Source organism: Megasphaera sp. SW808, from assembly GCF_012027795.1.
Taxonomy (GTDB): Bacteria; Bacillota; Negativicutes; order Veillonellales; family Megasphaeraceae; genus Megasphaera; species Megasphaera stantonii.
In genome coordinates, this window is the sequence record NZ_SJOT01000020.1 from 12,715 (window position 1) to 28,227 (window position 15,513).

A 15,513-nucleotide genomic window follows, 5' to 3' on the forward strand; every position below is an offset into this window, starting at 1 on the left:
CTATCCCTCCAGTCCGAGTAAGTGCGCCGGATTATGACGCACCAGCGTATCGACGACACGCTGGGACACGCCGCCGTCCAGCAGCTCGCCGATGCAGGCCCGCATCCCTTCCGACGGGTCGGGCATGTTCTCCTGTCCCATGTCGGTAGAAATAAAGCTCCGCTCCGGCGCGACGGAAACGTAATCCAGAAAATCCCGAGCCGACTCCCGTTCGTACTGGCTCATGGCCGTGCCGGCTCCCCATACGCGGGGCAGATAACAGATTTCGATGTACGCGCCCAGCTCGACACAGCGCTTGATGTCATCGGCCGTCATGCGCCAAATCAGGGAGTTGCCATGGGTGACGACGAATTTATGTACGCCCACTTCCTTAGCCTTAGCCGCCATGAGCAGGCTCTCCTGAGGCGACGAATGGCCCGTCGCAAAGATGATGTCGTAGTCGGCGCAGATTTCCATGACCTGCACGACCTCCGGCAGGACCTTGCCGTCCTGGACAACGGGAATCCCCTGTCCTCTGCGGCCTTCGACGGCGTTAGGATATACGGCGGCCATCGTCGGCATCCAGATGCATTTGCAGCAGTGCCCCGTCGTTTCCACGGCCATCTTCGCCGCGTGGACGTTGATTTTGTCGCCGACGGCGTAATTCATGCAGAAGCTGCCGAACACTTCAAAATCCGGCAGGGACTGGCGGATGAGATAGGCCCGGTCGTGGCAGCTCCATTCGTTCGACTTGTACATGACGGCCCGATAGCCCAGCTTCTTGGCCTTGCAGGCGAAATCAAACTCATTGATGCACCGCTCCCGCACGTCCGGCGCGGCATGGATGTGGATGTCGCAGACTCCCTTCAATAATTCGTCCGCAGCGCCCTTCTCTTCTTCCATCGCCGCCGCAGCCGACGGGATGCCGCCGGCTACATTGGCCATGACCATGGCGCCGCCGGCTAATCCGGCTTTTTTCAAAAACTCCCGCCGCGTATATGTGAATCCCTCACGCATAGCAAGCTCCTCCTCATTTTATTACAGGTTAATACAAAACGTTATGTATATGGCAAGCAGTCGCCGTCCGGCGCCTTGCCTCTACCGATATTGTATCCCTTTCATGACAACGGGGCTAATGCTTGTTTCAAATAAAAAGAAATACGGCGCAAGCATTTTTACAGATCGGCAAGGTTCCATCTGTCTGGCGCCAATTAATTGTAGCTGGGCTGATGAAACAACGCTTCAAAGGCTTCCCGTTCGGCAACCCGGTCATAATAGGCTGCTTCCTGCTCCGGCGAATCGAAGGCCGGCGCGGCGTAATACGACGCGCTTTCTAACGCCGTCTGGTTGTCGTATCGTTCGGCAAAGGCCTGTCTTGCCCGTTCCTGCTGGTAATGGGCCGTTTCCTGTTCCGGCGAATCAAAGGCCGGCGCAGCGGCAAAGGCAGACGTGCTCATCAGACATACTACGATAGTAGCCGTTACGTTTTTCATCATCGAATCTCTCTCCTTTAAATAAACATTTAAGAAACCATGCTAGTAATCCTAAAAATAAGACTTTTGATTTTTTATTCCCTTTAGGATAACTTTAGTTTACACCTCGTTTCTTATTATGTCTAATGCCTATGTTTTATCGTTTAAAATACGATGCGAGCATTTTTATTGTCCCAAATTCACTTCGCTCCCTCTGAGGTCATCGCCATGACCAGACAGCCGAAGGGCATAGAAATACCCCGACAGCTTGTCTTCACGCAATCTGTCGGGGTATTCCCATACTGCGGCATCCCTGTCTACAGCCATATTTCTATGACGGAAAAGACGAGGAGAGCCGCCAATATCCAGTTTAAAAGGCGTTCGTAGTTTTTAAAGAAACGGTCCAGCGCCGCCCCGGCCAAGGCCCAGACGACATTGGACGCCGCGCAGGCCAGGCACATGACGATTCCCAGGCCGACGATGAGGCCTTCGCTCGTATATACGGGCAGGAGAAACGACGTGTAGCCGATGAGCAGGAAGATCATGACCTTGACATTCGTAAAGTTCAGCAGCATGCCGGCCAGAAACCGTTTCCCCTTGTCGACGGCCTTGCCGCTGCCGCCGCCTGCCGACGGCGCGAACATCTTATAGGTCAAAAATAAGATATACGCCGAGCCGACGGCCTTTAAGGGAATTTCTATCCACGGCAGGGCCGCCTGCAGCGAATGGATACATCCGTAAATCACGCCGTTTAAGATAAAAAAGCTGACGAACAGCCCCCACAGCAGAGGCGCCGCGCCGCGAAAGCCGAGACGCCGGCTTTCGGACATAGCCATGAGGTTATTAGGCCCCGGCGTGAAGGCCATGACGAAGGTATACGATAAAAATGCTATCAGTTCCATAGGTCACTCCCCTTCTCACGGCGTCTTACAGACACTCCTTGACCATCTTTATTTCGTATACCAGGTCTCCGTCAGGACGCCATTCCGTATTTTTCACTCGTTCCGTTATATGAAATCCTGCCCTCTCGTACAGGCGTATCGCGTCGGTCAGGGGCTCTGCCGACCAGAGCATGAGGCGGGTACAGCCCAGTTCCTTTGCCTTGTCTAACACTGTCTTCATCAAAGCCGATCCGACGCCGCAGCGCCGGTAGTCCGGCTCCACTAAAAACAGCCGAACCTGCCCTTCGCCGGCCTCGCCGCTCTGGCAAAGCATGACGCTGCCGATCAGCCTGCCGCCGCACTCGGCTACCCAAAGGGCTTCCCCCTCCTGCTGCGCGCCGGCAAAATCCACGGCGATCTTTGCAGCATACTCCGTAAAAGCCGGCCCCCAGCCGTATTCGGCCGGATACAGCCGGCAATGCGCGTCGGCGACGTACTGCTCTTCGCCGCGCCGATAGGGACGAACGATATACTCCATATTCCTCCATCCTCCTTTGCCTGTCTGTACTACAAGCATACCATAAGACAGGGTAAAAAGAAATTTGACATTATTCATGCCTGGCCATAGAATGAAGTTATATCAGCAAACTGAAAGGATGAAGCGTATGACCTTGCAGCAATGTCGTTATATCATGGAAATCGAAAGGTGCCGTTCCCTCACGGAAGCGGCGAAACGCCTCTTCGTCACCCAGCCGAGCATTACAAAGGCCGTGCGCGAGCTGGAAAAAGAGCTGGGCATCACGATTTTAAAGCGGACGAACCGCGGCGTAGACTTTACGCCGGAAGGCAAGGAGCTGGCGTCGTACGCCCGTCTCCTCGTCGAGCAGGCCGACGCCGTGCGCAGTCGTTTTGCCGGCAAGCACGAGCCGACGCCGTTGAAATTGACCGTCGCCTCGCAGCATTACCATTTCGTTACGCCGGCTCTGGCCGCCTTGATCAGCGAGGTAGCCGATCGTTCTTATGAAATCGCCCTGCGTGAAGGAAAGGGAACGGACGTCGTCGAACAAGTCGGCTCCGGCGCGGCATCCGTCGGCATCCTGTGTGCCTCATCCCTCAACCAGGCCGTACTGGAGCGCAAGCTGGCCGCTCACGGCCTGGTCTTCACCCAGCTGGCGACGCTGCCGGAGCACGTCATCATCAGCAGACATCATCCCCTGTCGAGCTTTGCTTCCCTGCGTCCGGAGCAGCTCGCGCCTTACCCCTATATCACCTTTCGCAAGGACGATACGCTTCTCGATATTACGGAAAGCTATTTCACTCTCCGCCGCGCGTCCCGCCAAATCTTCATCGAAGACCGGGCGACGATGAACTACCTCATCGTCCACACGGACAGCTACTGCCTCGGCACGGGCTGCCTGAGCGAGGGCTTCATTCCGCCGGATATCGTCCCTGTCCCCCTGGACGTTCCGTGGAATCTCTGCGTCGGCTATCTGCAGCGGAAAGACGCCCTGCTGTCGGAAGAATGCCTGCTGTTCATCGGGCACCTGCGCCGGGCCCTGCAGGATTCGCTCCCCCATCATTCCTAACGTACAGATCATCTATGTATATTGCCTACAACAAAGCCCCGGCATCCGAACATCGGGGCTTGTCGTATATCCTGTATCCTGCAAAGAAATGAATTATTTCAATACAGCGCCCGTATTAGCCGACGTAACCAGGCGGGCGTAACGAGACAAGTATCCCGTCTTGACCTTCGGTTCCGGCTGCTTCCAGGCCGCCTTGCGGGCCGCCAGCTCTTCGTCGCTGACCAGCAGCTCCAGCTTGCGGTTCGGAATGTCGATGGAAATCATATCGCCGTCTTCGATGAGCGCGATGGGTCCCCCTTCCATCGCTTCCGGCGAAATGTGCCCGATGCACGCACCGCGGCTGGCTCCGCTGAACCGGCCGTCCGTAATCAGGGCGACTTTCAGGCCCATGCCCGTAATGACTGCCGTCGGGTTGAGCATTTCCCGCATCCCCGGGCCGCCCTTCGGCCCTTCGTAGCGGATGACCACGACGTTTCCTTCCTTGATGTCGCCGCCAATAATCGCTTCGATGGCTTCTTCTTCCGAGTCATAGCACTTGGCCGTACCTTTATAAACCAACAAATCCAGTTCGACGGCGCTTTCCTTGATGACCGCTCCGTCGGGAGCCAGGTTGCCCGACAGGATGGCGATGCCGCCGCGGTTCATGTAGGCGTTATCTACGCTGTGGATGACGTCAGGCCGTTCGATGTCCGCTTGGGCAATGCGTTCGCCTATGGTTCCCGTCACGGTTCTGGCTTCCGTATGGATGATGCCCAGCTTCGTCAGCTCCTTCATGACGGCGCTGATGCCGCCAGCTTCGTTCAAGTCCTGCATGTGGTATGTGCCGCCGGGGCTCATCTTGCAGATGTATGCCGCCTTGCGGCTGATTTCGTCGAACTTCTGCAGCGGCAGGTCGAGGCCCGCTTCATGGGCGATAGCCGGCAGGTGGAGGACCGTATTGGTCGAGCCGCCGATGGCCATGTCGACGGCGATGGCGTTTTCAAAGGATTCCATCGTCATGATGTCCCGCGGGCAGATATTTTTCTTCACCAGCTCCATGACGACGGCCCCGGCCTTCTTGGCCAGCATACGGCGGGCTCCGAAATACGCCGCCGGAATGGTACCGTTGCCGGGAAGGCCCATGCCCAGGACTTCGGTCATGCAGTTCATCGTGTTGGCCGTGAAGATGCCGGCGCAGGAGCCGCAGCCCGGGCAGGCTTCGTGTTCCATGAGGTGCATTTCTTCCGGCGTCATCTGGCCCGATTCGACCTTGCCGGCTGCTTCGAACATGGTGCTGACGCTGATATCCTTCCCCTTGTGGCGTCCGGCCAGCATGGGGCCGCCGCTGACGACGACTGTCGGGATATTGATGCGCCCGGCTGCCATGAGCATGCCCGGCACAATTTTATCGCAGTTGGGAATCATGACCAGGCCGTCGAAGGCGTGGCCGTTGGCAACGGCTTCGATGGAATCGCAGATGAGCTCGCGGCTGGCAAGCGGGTATTTCATGCCGTCGTGGCCCATGGCGATGCCGTCGCAGATACCGATGGCCGGAAATTCGATAGGCGTGCCGCCGGCGGCAGCGATGCCCAGCTTGACGGCTTCGGCGATTTCCCGCAGGTGCATGTGGCCGGGAATGATTTCGTTAAAGGCGTTGACCACGCCGATCAACGGCTTCTGCAAGTCTTCGTCGCTGTAGCCCATAGCGTGAAACAAGGTGCGGTGGGCCGTACGGGTGCTTCCTTTTTTTACTACGTCGCTTCTCATATCAACTATCCTTTCGTATATAGGGTATATTATCTCATGCGCATATGCTTGACGGGGATGACGCCGCGGGACAAGGAAATCTGACCTGTTCTGGCAATTTCAATGACCTCGTAGTCGTCGAGCATCCGCAGCAGCGCTTCGATATGGTCCTCCCGTCCCGTCAGACGGAAGATCAGGGAATCGCGCTGTACGTCGACGACCTTGGCGTGAAACAAGTTGGCAATATTGGTCAGCTCGTCCCGCGCCGCCGGCGTGTCGCATTTAATTTTTATCATAGCCAGCTCGTAGCTGACGAGAGGCGCGTCGTCCAGGTTGACGACCTTGATGACGTCGATGAGCTTCGCCAGCTGGTTGACGGCCTGGTCGAGCTCCCAGCGGTTTTCGACGGAGACGACGATGTTGATGCGCGTCACGTCCGGCTCTTCCGTATAGCCGGCGTTGATGCATTCGATATTGATGGCCCGGCGGCTGATGAGGCCGGCCACGTGGGTGAGTACGCCCGGTTTATTGTCGGCTAAAATAGCCAAGTGCTGTCTCATCATTGTGCTTCTCCTCCTAAGACCATTTCGTCCAGGCGCTTGCCGCCCGGCACCATGGGATATACGTTTTCATCGGCCGGAATGCAGACGTCCAGCAGCGCCGCTCCTTCAGCGGCAAAGAGCCAGTCCAAGCCCTGGGCCAGTTCTTCGGGCTTGCGGACGGTCCGCCCTGGTACGCCCATGGCTCCCGATACGGCCGTAATATCCGGGTTGTCGGCGATGACCGACTGGGAATAATGCTGGCCGTAAAACAGGCGCTGCCACTGGTTTACCATGCCGAGGACGCTGTTGTGCAGGACGACGACCTTGACGTCGACGCCGTATTTATGGAGCGTCGCAAATTCCTGGCAGTTCATCATGATGCTGCCGTCGCCGGTAAACAGCACGACCGTCGAGCCGGAGCATCCCAGCTTGGCCCCCATGGCAGCCGGCAGGCCGTAGCCCATGGTCCCCAGGCCGCCGGAGGTAATGAAGTGACGAGGCTTGGAAATATCACAGAACTGGGCGGCCCACATCTGATGCTGGCCTACGTCGGTAACGACGAAGTCGTCTGCGCCCAAACGGCTGTTGACAGCTTCGAACAGCTTCTGCGGCGATACGGCATCGGGAAGATCCCGCGTCGCAAAGGGATGGGCCTCGTTCATGGCCAGGACCTCTTTCCGCCAGTCGGCAAACTGGGCTGCGAAATCGACGCCGCTTTGCCCTACCTTTTCGGCAAACAGCGGCAGGGACCAGCGAAGGTCGCCGTTGACGCTGATATCGGCATGGACGATCTTGTTGATTTCTACCTTGTCGATGTCGAAATGGACGATCTGGGCGTTGGGCGCAAAGTTTTCCACGTCACCGGTAATGCGGTCGTCAAACCGCGTACCGACGGCAATGAGCAGGTCGCACTTTGTCACAGCCATGTTGGCGGCATACGAGCCGTGCATGCCTACCATGCCCAGATGGGCGTCGTACGAATCGGGCACGGCCCCCTTGCCCATGAGGGACGTAATAACCGGCACCTGCGTCTTCTGGACGACGTCCCACAGGGGAGCGACCATATCGGCGAGGATGATGCCGCCGCCCGTCAGGAGGACGGGGCGCTTCGCCTGTTCCAGCGCCGCTACGGTGCGGTCGATGTCGTAGGCCTGCCCCGTGTATACGCCGCTGTAGCCCCGCAGCTCTACCATTTCGGGATATTCATAGTCGAACTCGGCGTCGAATACGTCCTTGGCTACGTCGACGAGGACCGGGCCGGGCCGGCCCGTCGTGGCGATGTAAAAGGCTTCCCGCAGCACCCGGGGCAGATCCTTGACGTTCTTTACCAGGTAGTTGTGCTTCGTAATCGGCGTCGTGATCCCCGAAATGTCGGCTTCCTGGAAGGAGTCGCGGCCGATGAGGGTCGTCGCGACCTGTCCGCTGATGACGACGAGAGGGATAGAGTCCATGTTGGCCGTCGCAATGCCCGTGACCATGTTGCACACGCCGGGGCCCGACGTGGCGAAGCATACGCCCGCCTTGCCCGTCGCCCTGGCGTAGCCATCGGCGGCGTGGACGGCGCCCTGTTCGTGGCCCGTTAAAATATGGGGAAATTTGGCTTTGTATAATTCATCGTACAAGGTCAGAACAGATCCGCCGGGATAGCCGAAGACGACTTGTACTTGTTCACGTTTCAAGCTTTCGATGATCGCTTGTGCTCCGGTCATTTTCATAGGCACATACCCTCTTTTCTATGTATTGGAATGATTAGTCGTTGGTGTCGTTTTCATGAAGCCACGGCATCATGTCGCGCAGCTTCGCGCCGACCTGTTCGATCGGGTGTTCCGCGTGCTGGCGGCGCATCGCCATGAAGTGAGCCCGGCCGCCGGCCTTGTTTTCCAGGAGCCAGTCCTTGGCGAAGGTGCCGTCCTGGATGTCGCTCAGGATCTTCTGCATAGCCGCCTTCGATTCGGCCGGGATGACCTTCGGGCCTGCCGTGTAATCGCCGTATTCCGCCGTGTCGCTGATGGACTTGCGCATCTTGGCCATGCCGCCTTCGTACATGAGGTCGACGATGAGCTTCATTTCGTGGAACGTTTCAAAGTAGGCGATTTCCGGCTGATAGCCTGCGGCGACGAGGGTTTCGAAGCCGTTGGTGATGAGCTGGCAGATACCGCCGCAGAGGACGGCCTGTTCGCCGAACAAGTCCGTTTCCGTTTCTTCCTGGAAGGTCGTCTGGATGACGCCGGCCCGGGTGCCGCCGATGCCGCGGGCATAAGCAAGAGCGATGTCAAAGCACTGGCCCGTCGCGTCCTGTTCGACGGCGAATACGTCGGGAACGCCGCCGCCTTCGACGAAGGTACGGCGTACGAGATGGCCCGGCCCCTTCGGCGCTACCATAAACACGTCGACGTCGGCCGGCGGCACGATCTGCTTAAAGTGGATGTTGAAGCCGTGGGCAAAGGCCAGGGCGCTGCCGGATTTCAAGTTCGGCCCGATTTCGGCGTTGTATACGTCGGCCTGCTTTTCGTCGGGAATAAGGATCATCGTGATGTCCGCTTCCTTGACCGCTTCGGCCACCGTCTTGACTTCCAGGCCTGCGGCTTTCGCTTTTTCAGCAGATTTGCTGCCTTCATACAAGCCGACGACAACGTCGACGCCGCTTTCCTTCAGGTTCAGCGCGTGAGCGTGGCCCTGGCTGCCGTAGCCGACGATGGCTACCTTTTTACCGTGCATGACATCCCAATTTACGTCCTGATCATAAAATACCTTTGCCATTTGAACATCTCTCCTTTTGTATGTAACAAGTAATGATTTCGTTGGCCTTTAGAGAATACTGCAAGAGGGAAATAAAAAAATCCGTCCCTCACTGAGGGACGGATTGAACTCCGCGATACCACCCTGATTCCCGAATCCATTACTGGACCCAGGCTCTCTACAACGTACCAACATACGCGTTTCCTATAACGTGGAAAAATCGTCAGCGCTTAATACGTACTTCAGCGCTCCTCTTCCGGGATGATTTTCACGGCCCTGCAATTACCGGCTCGCACCGCCCGCCGGCTCTCTGTGAATTGACTGAGGCAATTACTCTTTCCCATCATCAGATTTCATATATGTCGCCCTCAGAAGGACATCCTTCTGAAGAACTTGAACTTATTCTACAAAATGCCGTCCCATTTGTCAATACATTTTACTTGCATTTTTCTTAAAAAATCAAAGTTAAACGTTGCATTTGTTAAGTAAAACGTTTATTTTATGTTTGATTTCCAAGATACCAGCGGACGAACTGGCGGGCGATGCGGCCGTTGCGGCCCGAATGTTCCATTTCCCAGCGCAGTCCCAGGATGCGCAGCTCGTGAGCCTCCAGGGCGACGCCGGCCTTGCGCAGCTCGTGGTCGATGATCTGCAGATACTCGTCCTGCGTCGGCGCGGCGTAGTGGATGATGAGGCCGAAGCGATCCGACAAGGAAATGGATTCGTTCTGGCTGTCGTCGCGGTATACCTCGTCCAGATCGTCGCGCCGGTCGCGCCACGTTTCCTTGAGCAGGTGGCGGCGGTTGGACGTGGCGTAGATGACCACGTTATCCGGCTGGGGGATAATGCCGCCGTCGATGACCGATTTCAGGTATTTGTATTCCTTTTCATCTTCATCAAAGGACAGGTCGTCGAAAAAGAGGATAAACTTCTTGCTCTTGATGGCGCTGAGATGCTCCATGAGAGGCGGCAGCTTCTTCATCTGCCCCCGCTCGACCTGGACGAGGCGCAGGCCCTCCTTGTGAAATTTGTACACCAAGGCCTTGACGGCCGTCGATTTCCCCGTGCCGCGGGCGCCCGTCAGGAGGACGTTGTTGGCCTGCCGCCCTTCGATGAAATTGACCGTATTGCGCAGGAGCTTTTCCTTCTGTACGGCGTAGCCGATGAGGTCGTCCCATTCGCGATGGCGGAATGTCTCGATTCCCTTCAGCTCCCCTGACGGCAGCAGGTAAAAGGCCATATACCGGGCCATATCGCCCCGGCCGTAGGCCTTGTAGTGATGGAGCAGGGCTTCGGCCATCTGCGCCGCGTCGGCCCCTTCCATGGCCTCTGTCAAGGCCTGCAAGAACTCATATTCCTTCGGAGCAGCAGGCTCGTAGTCGTCCAAGAAGGCGTCGAAGCGGAAATCGGAGGGCTTAGCCTGCAAGTAAGGCCGCAGCAAATGCATATCCTTCTGCAGAGCCCGCAGCAGCCCTGCCCCGTAGGAACCGCAGTCCTCGATGGCCGTCGCAGCGATGTTGTTGCCGCGGCACAGCAGGTACAGCAGATACTGCCGCCAAACATTCCCCGATAAGCCAAGCCGTTCTGCCGCCGCCAGCAGCGCCGCAGCTGCGGCGTTCCGCTTGTTGACATTGTCCGAGCTCAGCAAATATTCCCCCATAATCAACAACACCGGGTCGGACAAAAATTCCCGGCACACCAGCAATCCCCGCAAATCAGGATAATTCATTACACGTCCCCCTTATATCGGCCCACGCCGAATCGATATTTCATTTTTCAAAAGAATAGCAAAAAAAGTATAAAATTGCAAGAAAAATTCTTCATATATTTTATTATACTTTATAAAATCAAAACGGCCTCACCTATACAACCATTTTTGCATATCATACAGCAAAAGAGCCATACCAAAAAAGCTGGCAAATTCCTACATAGATTTTTGAGGCCAGCTTTAAAGGGGCAATTCATTTGTTAGCTTTTCCTATAATTACAGGCTTAATATCTTGGCGGCGGCACCGGCGGAGGGATGGGGCGAATGGGCCACGGCTTGGGAATTTCCGGCGTCTGCGGCGGCGGAATGGGCTGCCTGGGACTTAGGGACGGCGGTTTAGGAGCCGGTTGAGGTCTGTCCGGCCGCGGTGTAGGCGGGGGAGAAAGCGGAGGGGGCTGCGGTTGGGGCGGCCGTCCCGGATGCAGCGACGGCGGAGGCGGTATAGGCCGAATGGGCCGCGGCGCAGGAATAGTCGGAGCTGCCGGAGGCGCCGGCGGCGGTGGAAGGGGTCTCGCCCGCAGTACCGTCATATAGGCGCCGCTCCCTCTCGCCGTACCTTGACCGGCAGCCTGCGCCGGAAGGGCCGGTGCGCCCCACAAGACGGCGACGCAGGCTGCGGCGGCAAGATACGCGGCTATTCGTTTCGACATGACGCACCTCTCCTTTCAAAAATATATGCTAACGCAGCGTATGCCAAAAACGACAGAAATCTCTCTGCGAAATTCCTGTCGTTTTCAGCATGTACCTCATGCATCCCCTTAGCGATGATGACGCGGCGGGGGCGGAGGCGGCATAGGCCGGCCGGGCTTATGCGGTTTCGGTTTTGGCTTCTTAACTTTTTTAGGCGGTTTCGGTTTCTTTTTCGGCGGCGGCGGAGGGCCCGGATGATGAGGACGAGCCTTGAACTCCGTCAGCTGCGCGCCTGTAAAGCTCATATCGCCAAAGGAATTTGCCTGAGAAGCCATCGCAAAGGTCGGAGCACATAACGCGCCGACAATAGCAGCTACGATAATAGACCGTTTCCAAATACGCATATCGAATATCCCTCCTTTGTACTGCAATTTCTTGTCTTCATTGTATCACAAAATAGCCGCGATTCAATCCATTTTGTGTCACAGTTTCTTTACAATTTCGTTGCAAATTAAAATATATCCGTTCTCAATCTTTCGTAAATACTTGTTATCACCTTAAGAACTTAAAAATATACAATGTACTGTATCCAGCCGTGTTCAGCCGAAATGCCGTTCCCAGCAGAGCCCTGCATCTATTGACGAACACCAGAAGGGCTGTTATTCTAAGCGTAGGCAAAAGGATGAAATCACAAATTCATAAGCACAGCGAAAAAGCCGCAGGATGCAGCCTGCGGCTTTTTCTATTCCGATTCGAAGGACGGCTTAGGCCTTAGGCTGACTACCGGCTATTCTCCATCCAGCCATCGGCAAAGATAGTGACATACTATTCCTGCTGCGAAAGAGATACAGAAAGATATGAGCCATTCCATTTGCACACCTCTTTCCTGCTGCCAGTATGGAGGCGGTAGCTTACTTATGATAGCAGATACCTTATACATTTACGTCGTCAAAAAAACAGCGCACTCCCAAGGGAAGACGCTGTTCTTTTTCATACTGCGTGTGCAGTTATTCATGAAGAGATGTAACGACGGGGTTATTCAGGAAATCGTAGACCCTTTTTACTTCGCTGGGCCGCTCCGTATCGAGCATCTGCGGATGTCCTAAATCAAGGGCGGCGATGCGTTTCATTTCATCTGAAGTCAGCTCGAAATCCCAGATGGCGAAGTTTTCCTGAATCCGCTCAGGCCGGATCGATTTAACAATGCACGGCAGGCCGCACTGGATTTCCCATCGCAGAATAACCTGAGCTACGCTCTTTCCATGGACCGCGGCGATCTCCTGCAATACGGGCTGGGTAAACATGCCGTTCATCCCTTCGGCGAAGGGAGCCCAGGCCTCGGCCTGCACGCCCAGTTCCTGCATGACAGACAGTTCCTCTGCCCGCTGATAGAAGGGATGCCGTTCGATTTGGTTGACGGCCGGCGCAATGTCGGCATTATAGCACAAGTCCATCAACCGGCTGCTGCTGAAATTGCTCACGCCGATCGTCCGAATCTTCCCTTCCTTATACAATTCTTCCATAGCCCGCCACGAGCCGTAATAATCGCCGAAGGGCATGTGCACGAGGTACAAGTCGAGGTAGTCCAGCCCCAGCAGGCGGAGCTGGCGGTCAAAGGCGGCCTTCGTCTGTTCATAGCCCAATTCGTGAATGTAGGCCTTCGACGTGATAAACAATTCGCCGCGAGCGACGCCGGACTGGCGGATTGCCTGACCGACGGCTTCTTCATTTTGGTACGAGCTGGCCGTATCGATATGCCGATACCCTGCGGCAAGGGCCGCCGCTACAGCTTGTCGGCAAGGGTCTCCGCCGGGAATCTGAAAGGTGCCGAAGCCCAGCATGGGCATGGACACGCCGTTTCGCAATGTGATATATTCCATAGCAATCTTCCTCCTATGTCTGTATACGTTCATTATACGTCCGGCCGCCGCCTTGTCTAATGCCTGCCCCGTATTTCCCAGCATACAAGTTTTCTATATCTGGCGAAACCAATGAGCTGGTCCATCATAAGTCCCGTCCCTCCCCTTGACAGCCTGTATCCGCCAGTGATATACTTTGCTAAACTACAATATTGCATACAATGCCGCCGGGTATCAACCATTACCGTCATTCCGTAAGGCCTTTGAAGGAATGTCCGTAATGGTTTATTTTTTTGTCGGAAAAAGAAGCGCTGCGTATGCAAAACTATTTTATCTATACGCTATGCCAAAGGAGAACCACTATGACCCAAGCCATTACGATTTGCACCTGTACGAACGCAGCCTGTCCCCTTCATCCGTCCAATCACGACAAAGGATGCACGCCTTGTATTGCCAAAAACTTGAAGACCCTCGAAATGCCAAGCTGCTTCTTTAATCAGCTGGAAGACGCTGACTCGCGAAACGATGATTCTTACGAAGCCTTTGCAAAACTGGTATTACAGCAAACTTAGCCGTCTTTTCCAAAACAGGAATATACGACGTATTCATTAAACTACGAAAGGAGCCATTATGACGCATTGGATTTATTTAGTACTCGCCGGCTGCTGCGAAATTGCCTGGGCCACGGGGCTCAAGTTTTCTCACGGCTTCAGCCGTCCCCTGCCGTCCATCTTTACCGTCGCCGCCATGATTACCAGCTTCTACCTGTTGTCGCTGGCGCTGCGCCATCTGCCCCTAGGCACGGCCTATGCCATTTGGACGGGCATCGGCGCCGTCGGGGCCTTTGTCATGGGGATGGTCCTGCTCCACGAATCGCCGACGCTGACCCAAACTGTCTGCATTTGCTGCATCGTCGCGGGAATCGTCGGCCTGAAACTGACTACGCCTTGACGGTACGCTCTTTCCAGCGGTTTCCTATTCTCCAACCAATCGCTATTTTTGATGGAAAACATTAAATGTATTTGTTTTACAGAATGGTTATCCTCCCGTATACTATAGCCAGATGAACTGGCCAATTCATAATAGTACACGTATTAACGCAAAAAAGGAGATTGTATATCATGACAAACGAACGCAGCGTATACACGACGGCCGTTCATGGCGGCACAAGAAAAGACGACGTATTCGGAGCAATCAACGAACCGATTTACATGACATCCAACTACCGCATCCCGACAGACGGCACGCCTGTCGATTGGAGCGGCATTCACAGCAATATTTACTGCCGCAACAGAAACCCGAACCAAATGGTACTGCAGGACAAATTGTGCGCTCTGACCGGCGCGGAAGACTGCGCCGTCTTCGCCTGCGGCGTCGCCGCTTTGACGGGTGTCTTCATTCCCTTCCTGAATTCGGGCGACCACGCCATCGTCTCGGAAGTATGCTACAGCGCGACGAACTTGCTGTTCCGCGAATACTTGCCGCAGAAATACCATATCGAAGTGACCATACTCGACACGACGGACACCGAAGCCGTCCGGGCCGCCGTCCGTCCCAACACCAAGCTCATCCACGTCGAAACGCCGGGCAACCCGACGACGGGAATCAGCGACCTCCCGGCTATCGCGGCCATCGCTCACGAAGCAGGAGCCCTTCTTTCCGTCGACGCCACCTTCGCCGGCCCGATCTGCATGTATCCGCTGAACTTAGGAGCCGATCTGGAAATCCACAGCATGACGAAATACATCAACGGACATGGCGATTCCCTCGGCGGCTGCGTCTTGGGCAAAACAGAACTGATCGACAAGATTAAAGAAATCGCCATGGTTAACTTCGGCGGCATCCTGAGCCCCTTCAACGCCTGGCTCGTTGCCCGCGGCTTATCGACGCTGCCCTTGCGCATGGCTCAGCACAGCAAGGTCGCCCTGGCCGTCGCCGAATTTCTGGAACAAAGTCCTGCCGTGCGGTTCGTCTGGTATCCGGGCTTACAGAGCCATCCCCAGCATGACCGGGCCCTCAAGTACATGAACGGCCAGTATTCCGGCATGATTTCCTTCGACATTAAGGGGAGCGAAGAACAGCATCAGAAATTCCTCGACGCCCTTCACCTGGTCACCCACGCCGTATCCCTCGGCGATATTGAAAGCCTCATCGTCTACTACGACAAACACAGCGACAAGCTTCCCCATTATCCGGAAATATACCGCGAAGGCTTCTTCCGCTTCAGCGTAGGCCTGGAAGACGAAAAAGACATCATCGCCGACTTGCAGCAAGCTTTTGAAGCCGCCGGCATTATTTGATTGCATCAGTTCGTCAAGCCTTCTGCAGATAA

Annotated in this window: 16 protein-coding genes and 1 other annotated feature; of the genes, 4 read left to right on the top strand and 12 right to left on the bottom strand. The window is 55.7% G+C overall.

From position 1 onward, the window contains the following. The 4 genes from E0L13_RS08150 to E0L13_RS08165 all read right to left on the bottom strand — a co-directional run bounded on the left by E0L13_RS08150 (window position 1) and on the right by E0L13_RS08165 (window position 2,870). Complete coding sequence (locus E0L13_RS08150) at window positions 1-996, bottom strand: DUF6282 family protein (RefSeq protein WP_168061631.1); 996 nt, start codon at window positions 994-996, stop codon at window positions 1-3. 194 nt (window positions 997-1,190) lie between these two features. Continuing rightward, window positions 1,191-1,475, bottom strand: a complete 285-nt coding sequence (locus E0L13_RS08155) for a hypothetical protein (protein ID WP_168061633.1) — start codon at window positions 1,473-1,475, stop codon at window positions 1,191-1,193. A 293-nt stretch (window positions 1,476-1,768) separates the two neighbouring features. Further along, entirely contained in the window at window positions 1,769-2,353 is a 585-nt protein-coding gene (locus E0L13_RS08160; RefSeq protein ID WP_095629754.1) for a LysE family transporter, read from the bottom strand. A gap of 25 nt (window positions 2,354-2,378) precedes the next feature. Continuing rightward, complete coding sequence (locus E0L13_RS08165; RefSeq protein ID WP_168061635.1) at window positions 2,379-2,870, bottom strand: GNAT family N-acetyltransferase; 492 nt, start codon at window positions 2,868-2,870, stop codon at window positions 2,379-2,381. 127 nt (window positions 2,871-2,997) lie between these two features. Between E0L13_RS08165 and E0L13_RS08170 the strand changes: the two genes are divergently transcribed. Continuing rightward, window positions 2,998-3,918: a LysR family transcriptional regulator gene (locus tag E0L13_RS08170; RefSeq protein WP_168061637.1), complete on the top strand. Its 921-nt coding sequence runs from the start codon at window positions 2,998-3,000 to the stop codon at window positions 3,916-3,918. A 93-nt stretch (window positions 3,919-4,011) separates the two neighbouring features. Here the strand turns inward: E0L13_RS08170 and ilvD are convergent, their stop codons facing one another. From ilvD to E0L13_RS08210, 8 genes are all read right to left on the bottom strand, one after another. Further along, window positions 4,012-5,664, bottom strand: a complete 1,653-nt coding sequence (gene ilvD / locus E0L13_RS08175) for a dihydroxy-acid dehydratase (protein ID WP_168061639.1) — start codon at window positions 5,662-5,664, stop codon at window positions 4,012-4,014. A gap of 29 nt (window positions 5,665-5,693) precedes the next feature. Further along, window positions 5,694-6,206, bottom strand: coding sequence for an acetolactate synthase small subunit (gene ilvN, locus E0L13_RS08180; RefSeq protein ID WP_206081592.1), 513 nt, complete (start codon window positions 6,204-6,206; stop codon window positions 5,694-5,696). Next, window positions 6,203-7,900 carry a biosynthetic-type acetolactate synthase large subunit gene (gene ilvB, locus E0L13_RS08185; RefSeq protein ID WP_168061641.1) on the bottom strand — a complete coding sequence of 566 codons (1,698 nt, stop codon included), beginning with the start codon at window positions 7,898-7,900 and terminating at the stop codon, window positions 6,203-6,205. The genes ilvN and ilvB overlap by 4 nt, the downstream gene beginning before the upstream one ends. A 34-nt stretch (window positions 7,901-7,934) precedes the next feature. Then, on the bottom strand, window positions 7,935-8,945 hold the full coding sequence (gene ilvC / locus E0L13_RS08190; protein WP_168061643.1) for a ketol-acid reductoisomerase: 1,011 nt from the start codon (window positions 8,943-8,945) through the stop codon (window positions 7,935-7,937). Between the two features lie 91 nt (window positions 8,946-9,036). Further along, window positions 9,037-9,280, bottom strand: a binding site (T-box leader). 143 nt (window positions 9,281-9,423) lie between these two features. After that, window positions 9,424-10,653 (bottom strand): ATP-binding protein, encoded by a 1,230-nt coding sequence (locus tag E0L13_RS08195; protein WP_168061645.1) that lies wholly within the window; start codon window positions 10,651-10,653, stop codon window positions 9,424-9,426. A gap of 263 nt (window positions 10,654-10,916) precedes the next feature. Beyond that, the gene (locus tag E0L13_RS08200) at window positions 10,917-11,342 is read right to left on the bottom strand and encodes a hypothetical protein (protein ID WP_168061647.1); all 426 of its coding nucleotides are present in this window, start codon (window positions 11,340-11,342) and stop codon (window positions 10,917-10,919) included. Window positions 11,343-11,450: 108 nt separating this feature from the next. After that, complete coding sequence (locus E0L13_RS08205; RefSeq protein ID WP_095629274.1) at window positions 11,451-11,726, bottom strand: hypothetical protein; 276 nt, start codon at window positions 11,724-11,726, stop codon at window positions 11,451-11,453. Window positions 11,727-12,329: 603 nt separating this feature from the next. Continuing rightward, window positions 12,330-13,202, bottom strand: a complete 873-nt coding sequence (locus E0L13_RS08210; protein ID WP_168061649.1) for an aldo/keto reductase — start codon at window positions 13,200-13,202, stop codon at window positions 12,330-12,332. 341 nt (window positions 13,203-13,543) lie between these two features. Here E0L13_RS08210 and E0L13_RS08215 point away from each other — a divergent pair, with 341 nt between their 5' ends. The 3 genes from E0L13_RS08215 (at window position 13,544) to E0L13_RS08225 (ending at window position 15,481) form a co-directional block, all read left to right on the top strand. Further along, window positions 13,544-13,753 (top strand): DUF6485 family protein, encoded by a 210-nt coding sequence (locus E0L13_RS08215; protein ID WP_168061651.1) that lies wholly within the window; start codon window positions 13,544-13,546, stop codon window positions 13,751-13,753. Window positions 13,754-13,811: 58 nt separating this feature from the next. Beyond that, window positions 13,812-14,132, top strand: coding sequence for a quaternary ammonium compound efflux SMR transporter SugE (gene sugE, locus E0L13_RS08220; RefSeq protein ID WP_168061653.1), 321 nt, complete (start codon window positions 13,812-13,814; stop codon window positions 14,130-14,132). 170 nt (window positions 14,133-14,302) lie between these two features. Next, window positions 14,303-15,481: an aminotransferase class V-fold PLP-dependent enzyme gene (locus tag E0L13_RS08225; protein ID WP_168061655.1), complete on the top strand. Its 1,179-nt coding sequence runs from the start codon at window positions 14,303-14,305 to the stop codon at window positions 15,479-15,481. Window positions 15,482-15,513: the final 32 nt, after the last annotated feature.

Coding starts and splice junctions, on each gene's coding strand:
- ilvD (WP_168061639.1), bottom strand. CDS start 5,664: ATGAGAAGCGACGTAGTAAAAAAAGGAAGCACCCGTACGGCCCACCGC.
- E0L13_RS08205 (WP_095629274.1), bottom strand. CDS start 11,726: ATGCGTATTTGGAAACGGTCTATTATCGTAGCTGCTATTGTCGGCGCG.
- E0L13_RS08200 (WP_168061647.1), bottom strand. CDS start 11,342: ATGTCGAAACGAATAGCCGCGTATCTTGCCGCCGCAGCCTGCGTCGCC.
- ilvN (WP_206081592.1), bottom strand. CDS start 6,206: ATGATGAGACAGCACTTGGCTATTTTAGCCGACAATAAACCGGGCGTA.
- E0L13_RS08155 (WP_168061633.1), bottom strand. CDS start 1,475: ATGATGAAAAACGTAACGGCTACTATCGTAGTATGTCTGATGAGCACG.
- E0L13_RS08150 (WP_168061631.1), bottom strand. CDS start 996: ATGCGTGAGGGATTCACATATACGCGGCGGGAGTTTTTGAAAAAAGCC.
- E0L13_RS08170 (WP_168061637.1), top strand. CDS start 2,998: ATGACCTTGCAGCAATGTCGTTATATCATGGAAATCGAAAGGTGCCGT.
- E0L13_RS08210 (WP_168061649.1), bottom strand. CDS start 13,202: ATGGAATATATCACATTGCGAAACGGCGTGTCCATGCCCATGCTGGGC.
- E0L13_RS08160 (WP_095629754.1), bottom strand. CDS start 2,353: ATGGAACTGATAGCATTTTTATCGTATACCTTCGTCATGGCCTTCACG.
- sugE (WP_168061653.1), top strand. CDS start 13,812: ATGACGCATTGGATTTATTTAGTACTCGCCGGCTGCTGCGAAATTGCC.
- E0L13_RS08225 (WP_168061655.1), top strand. CDS start 14,303: ATGACAAACGAACGCAGCGTATACACGACGGCCGTTCATGGCGGCACA.
- E0L13_RS08195 (WP_168061645.1), bottom strand. CDS start 10,653: ATGAATTATCCTGATTTGCGGGGATTGCTGGTGTGCCGGGAATTTTTG.
- ilvC (WP_168061643.1), bottom strand. CDS start 8,945: ATGGCAAAGGTATTTTATGATCAGGACGTAAATTGGGATGTCATGCAC.
- E0L13_RS08215 (WP_168061651.1), top strand. CDS start 13,544: ATGACCCAAGCCATTACGATTTGCACCTGTACGAACGCAGCCTGTCCC.
- E0L13_RS08165 (WP_168061635.1), bottom strand. CDS start 2,870: ATGGAGTATATCGTTCGTCCCTATCGGCGCGGCGAAGAGCAGTACGTC.
- ilvB (WP_168061641.1), bottom strand. CDS start 7,900: ATGAAAATGACCGGAGCACAAGCGATCATCGAAAGCTTGAAACGTGAA.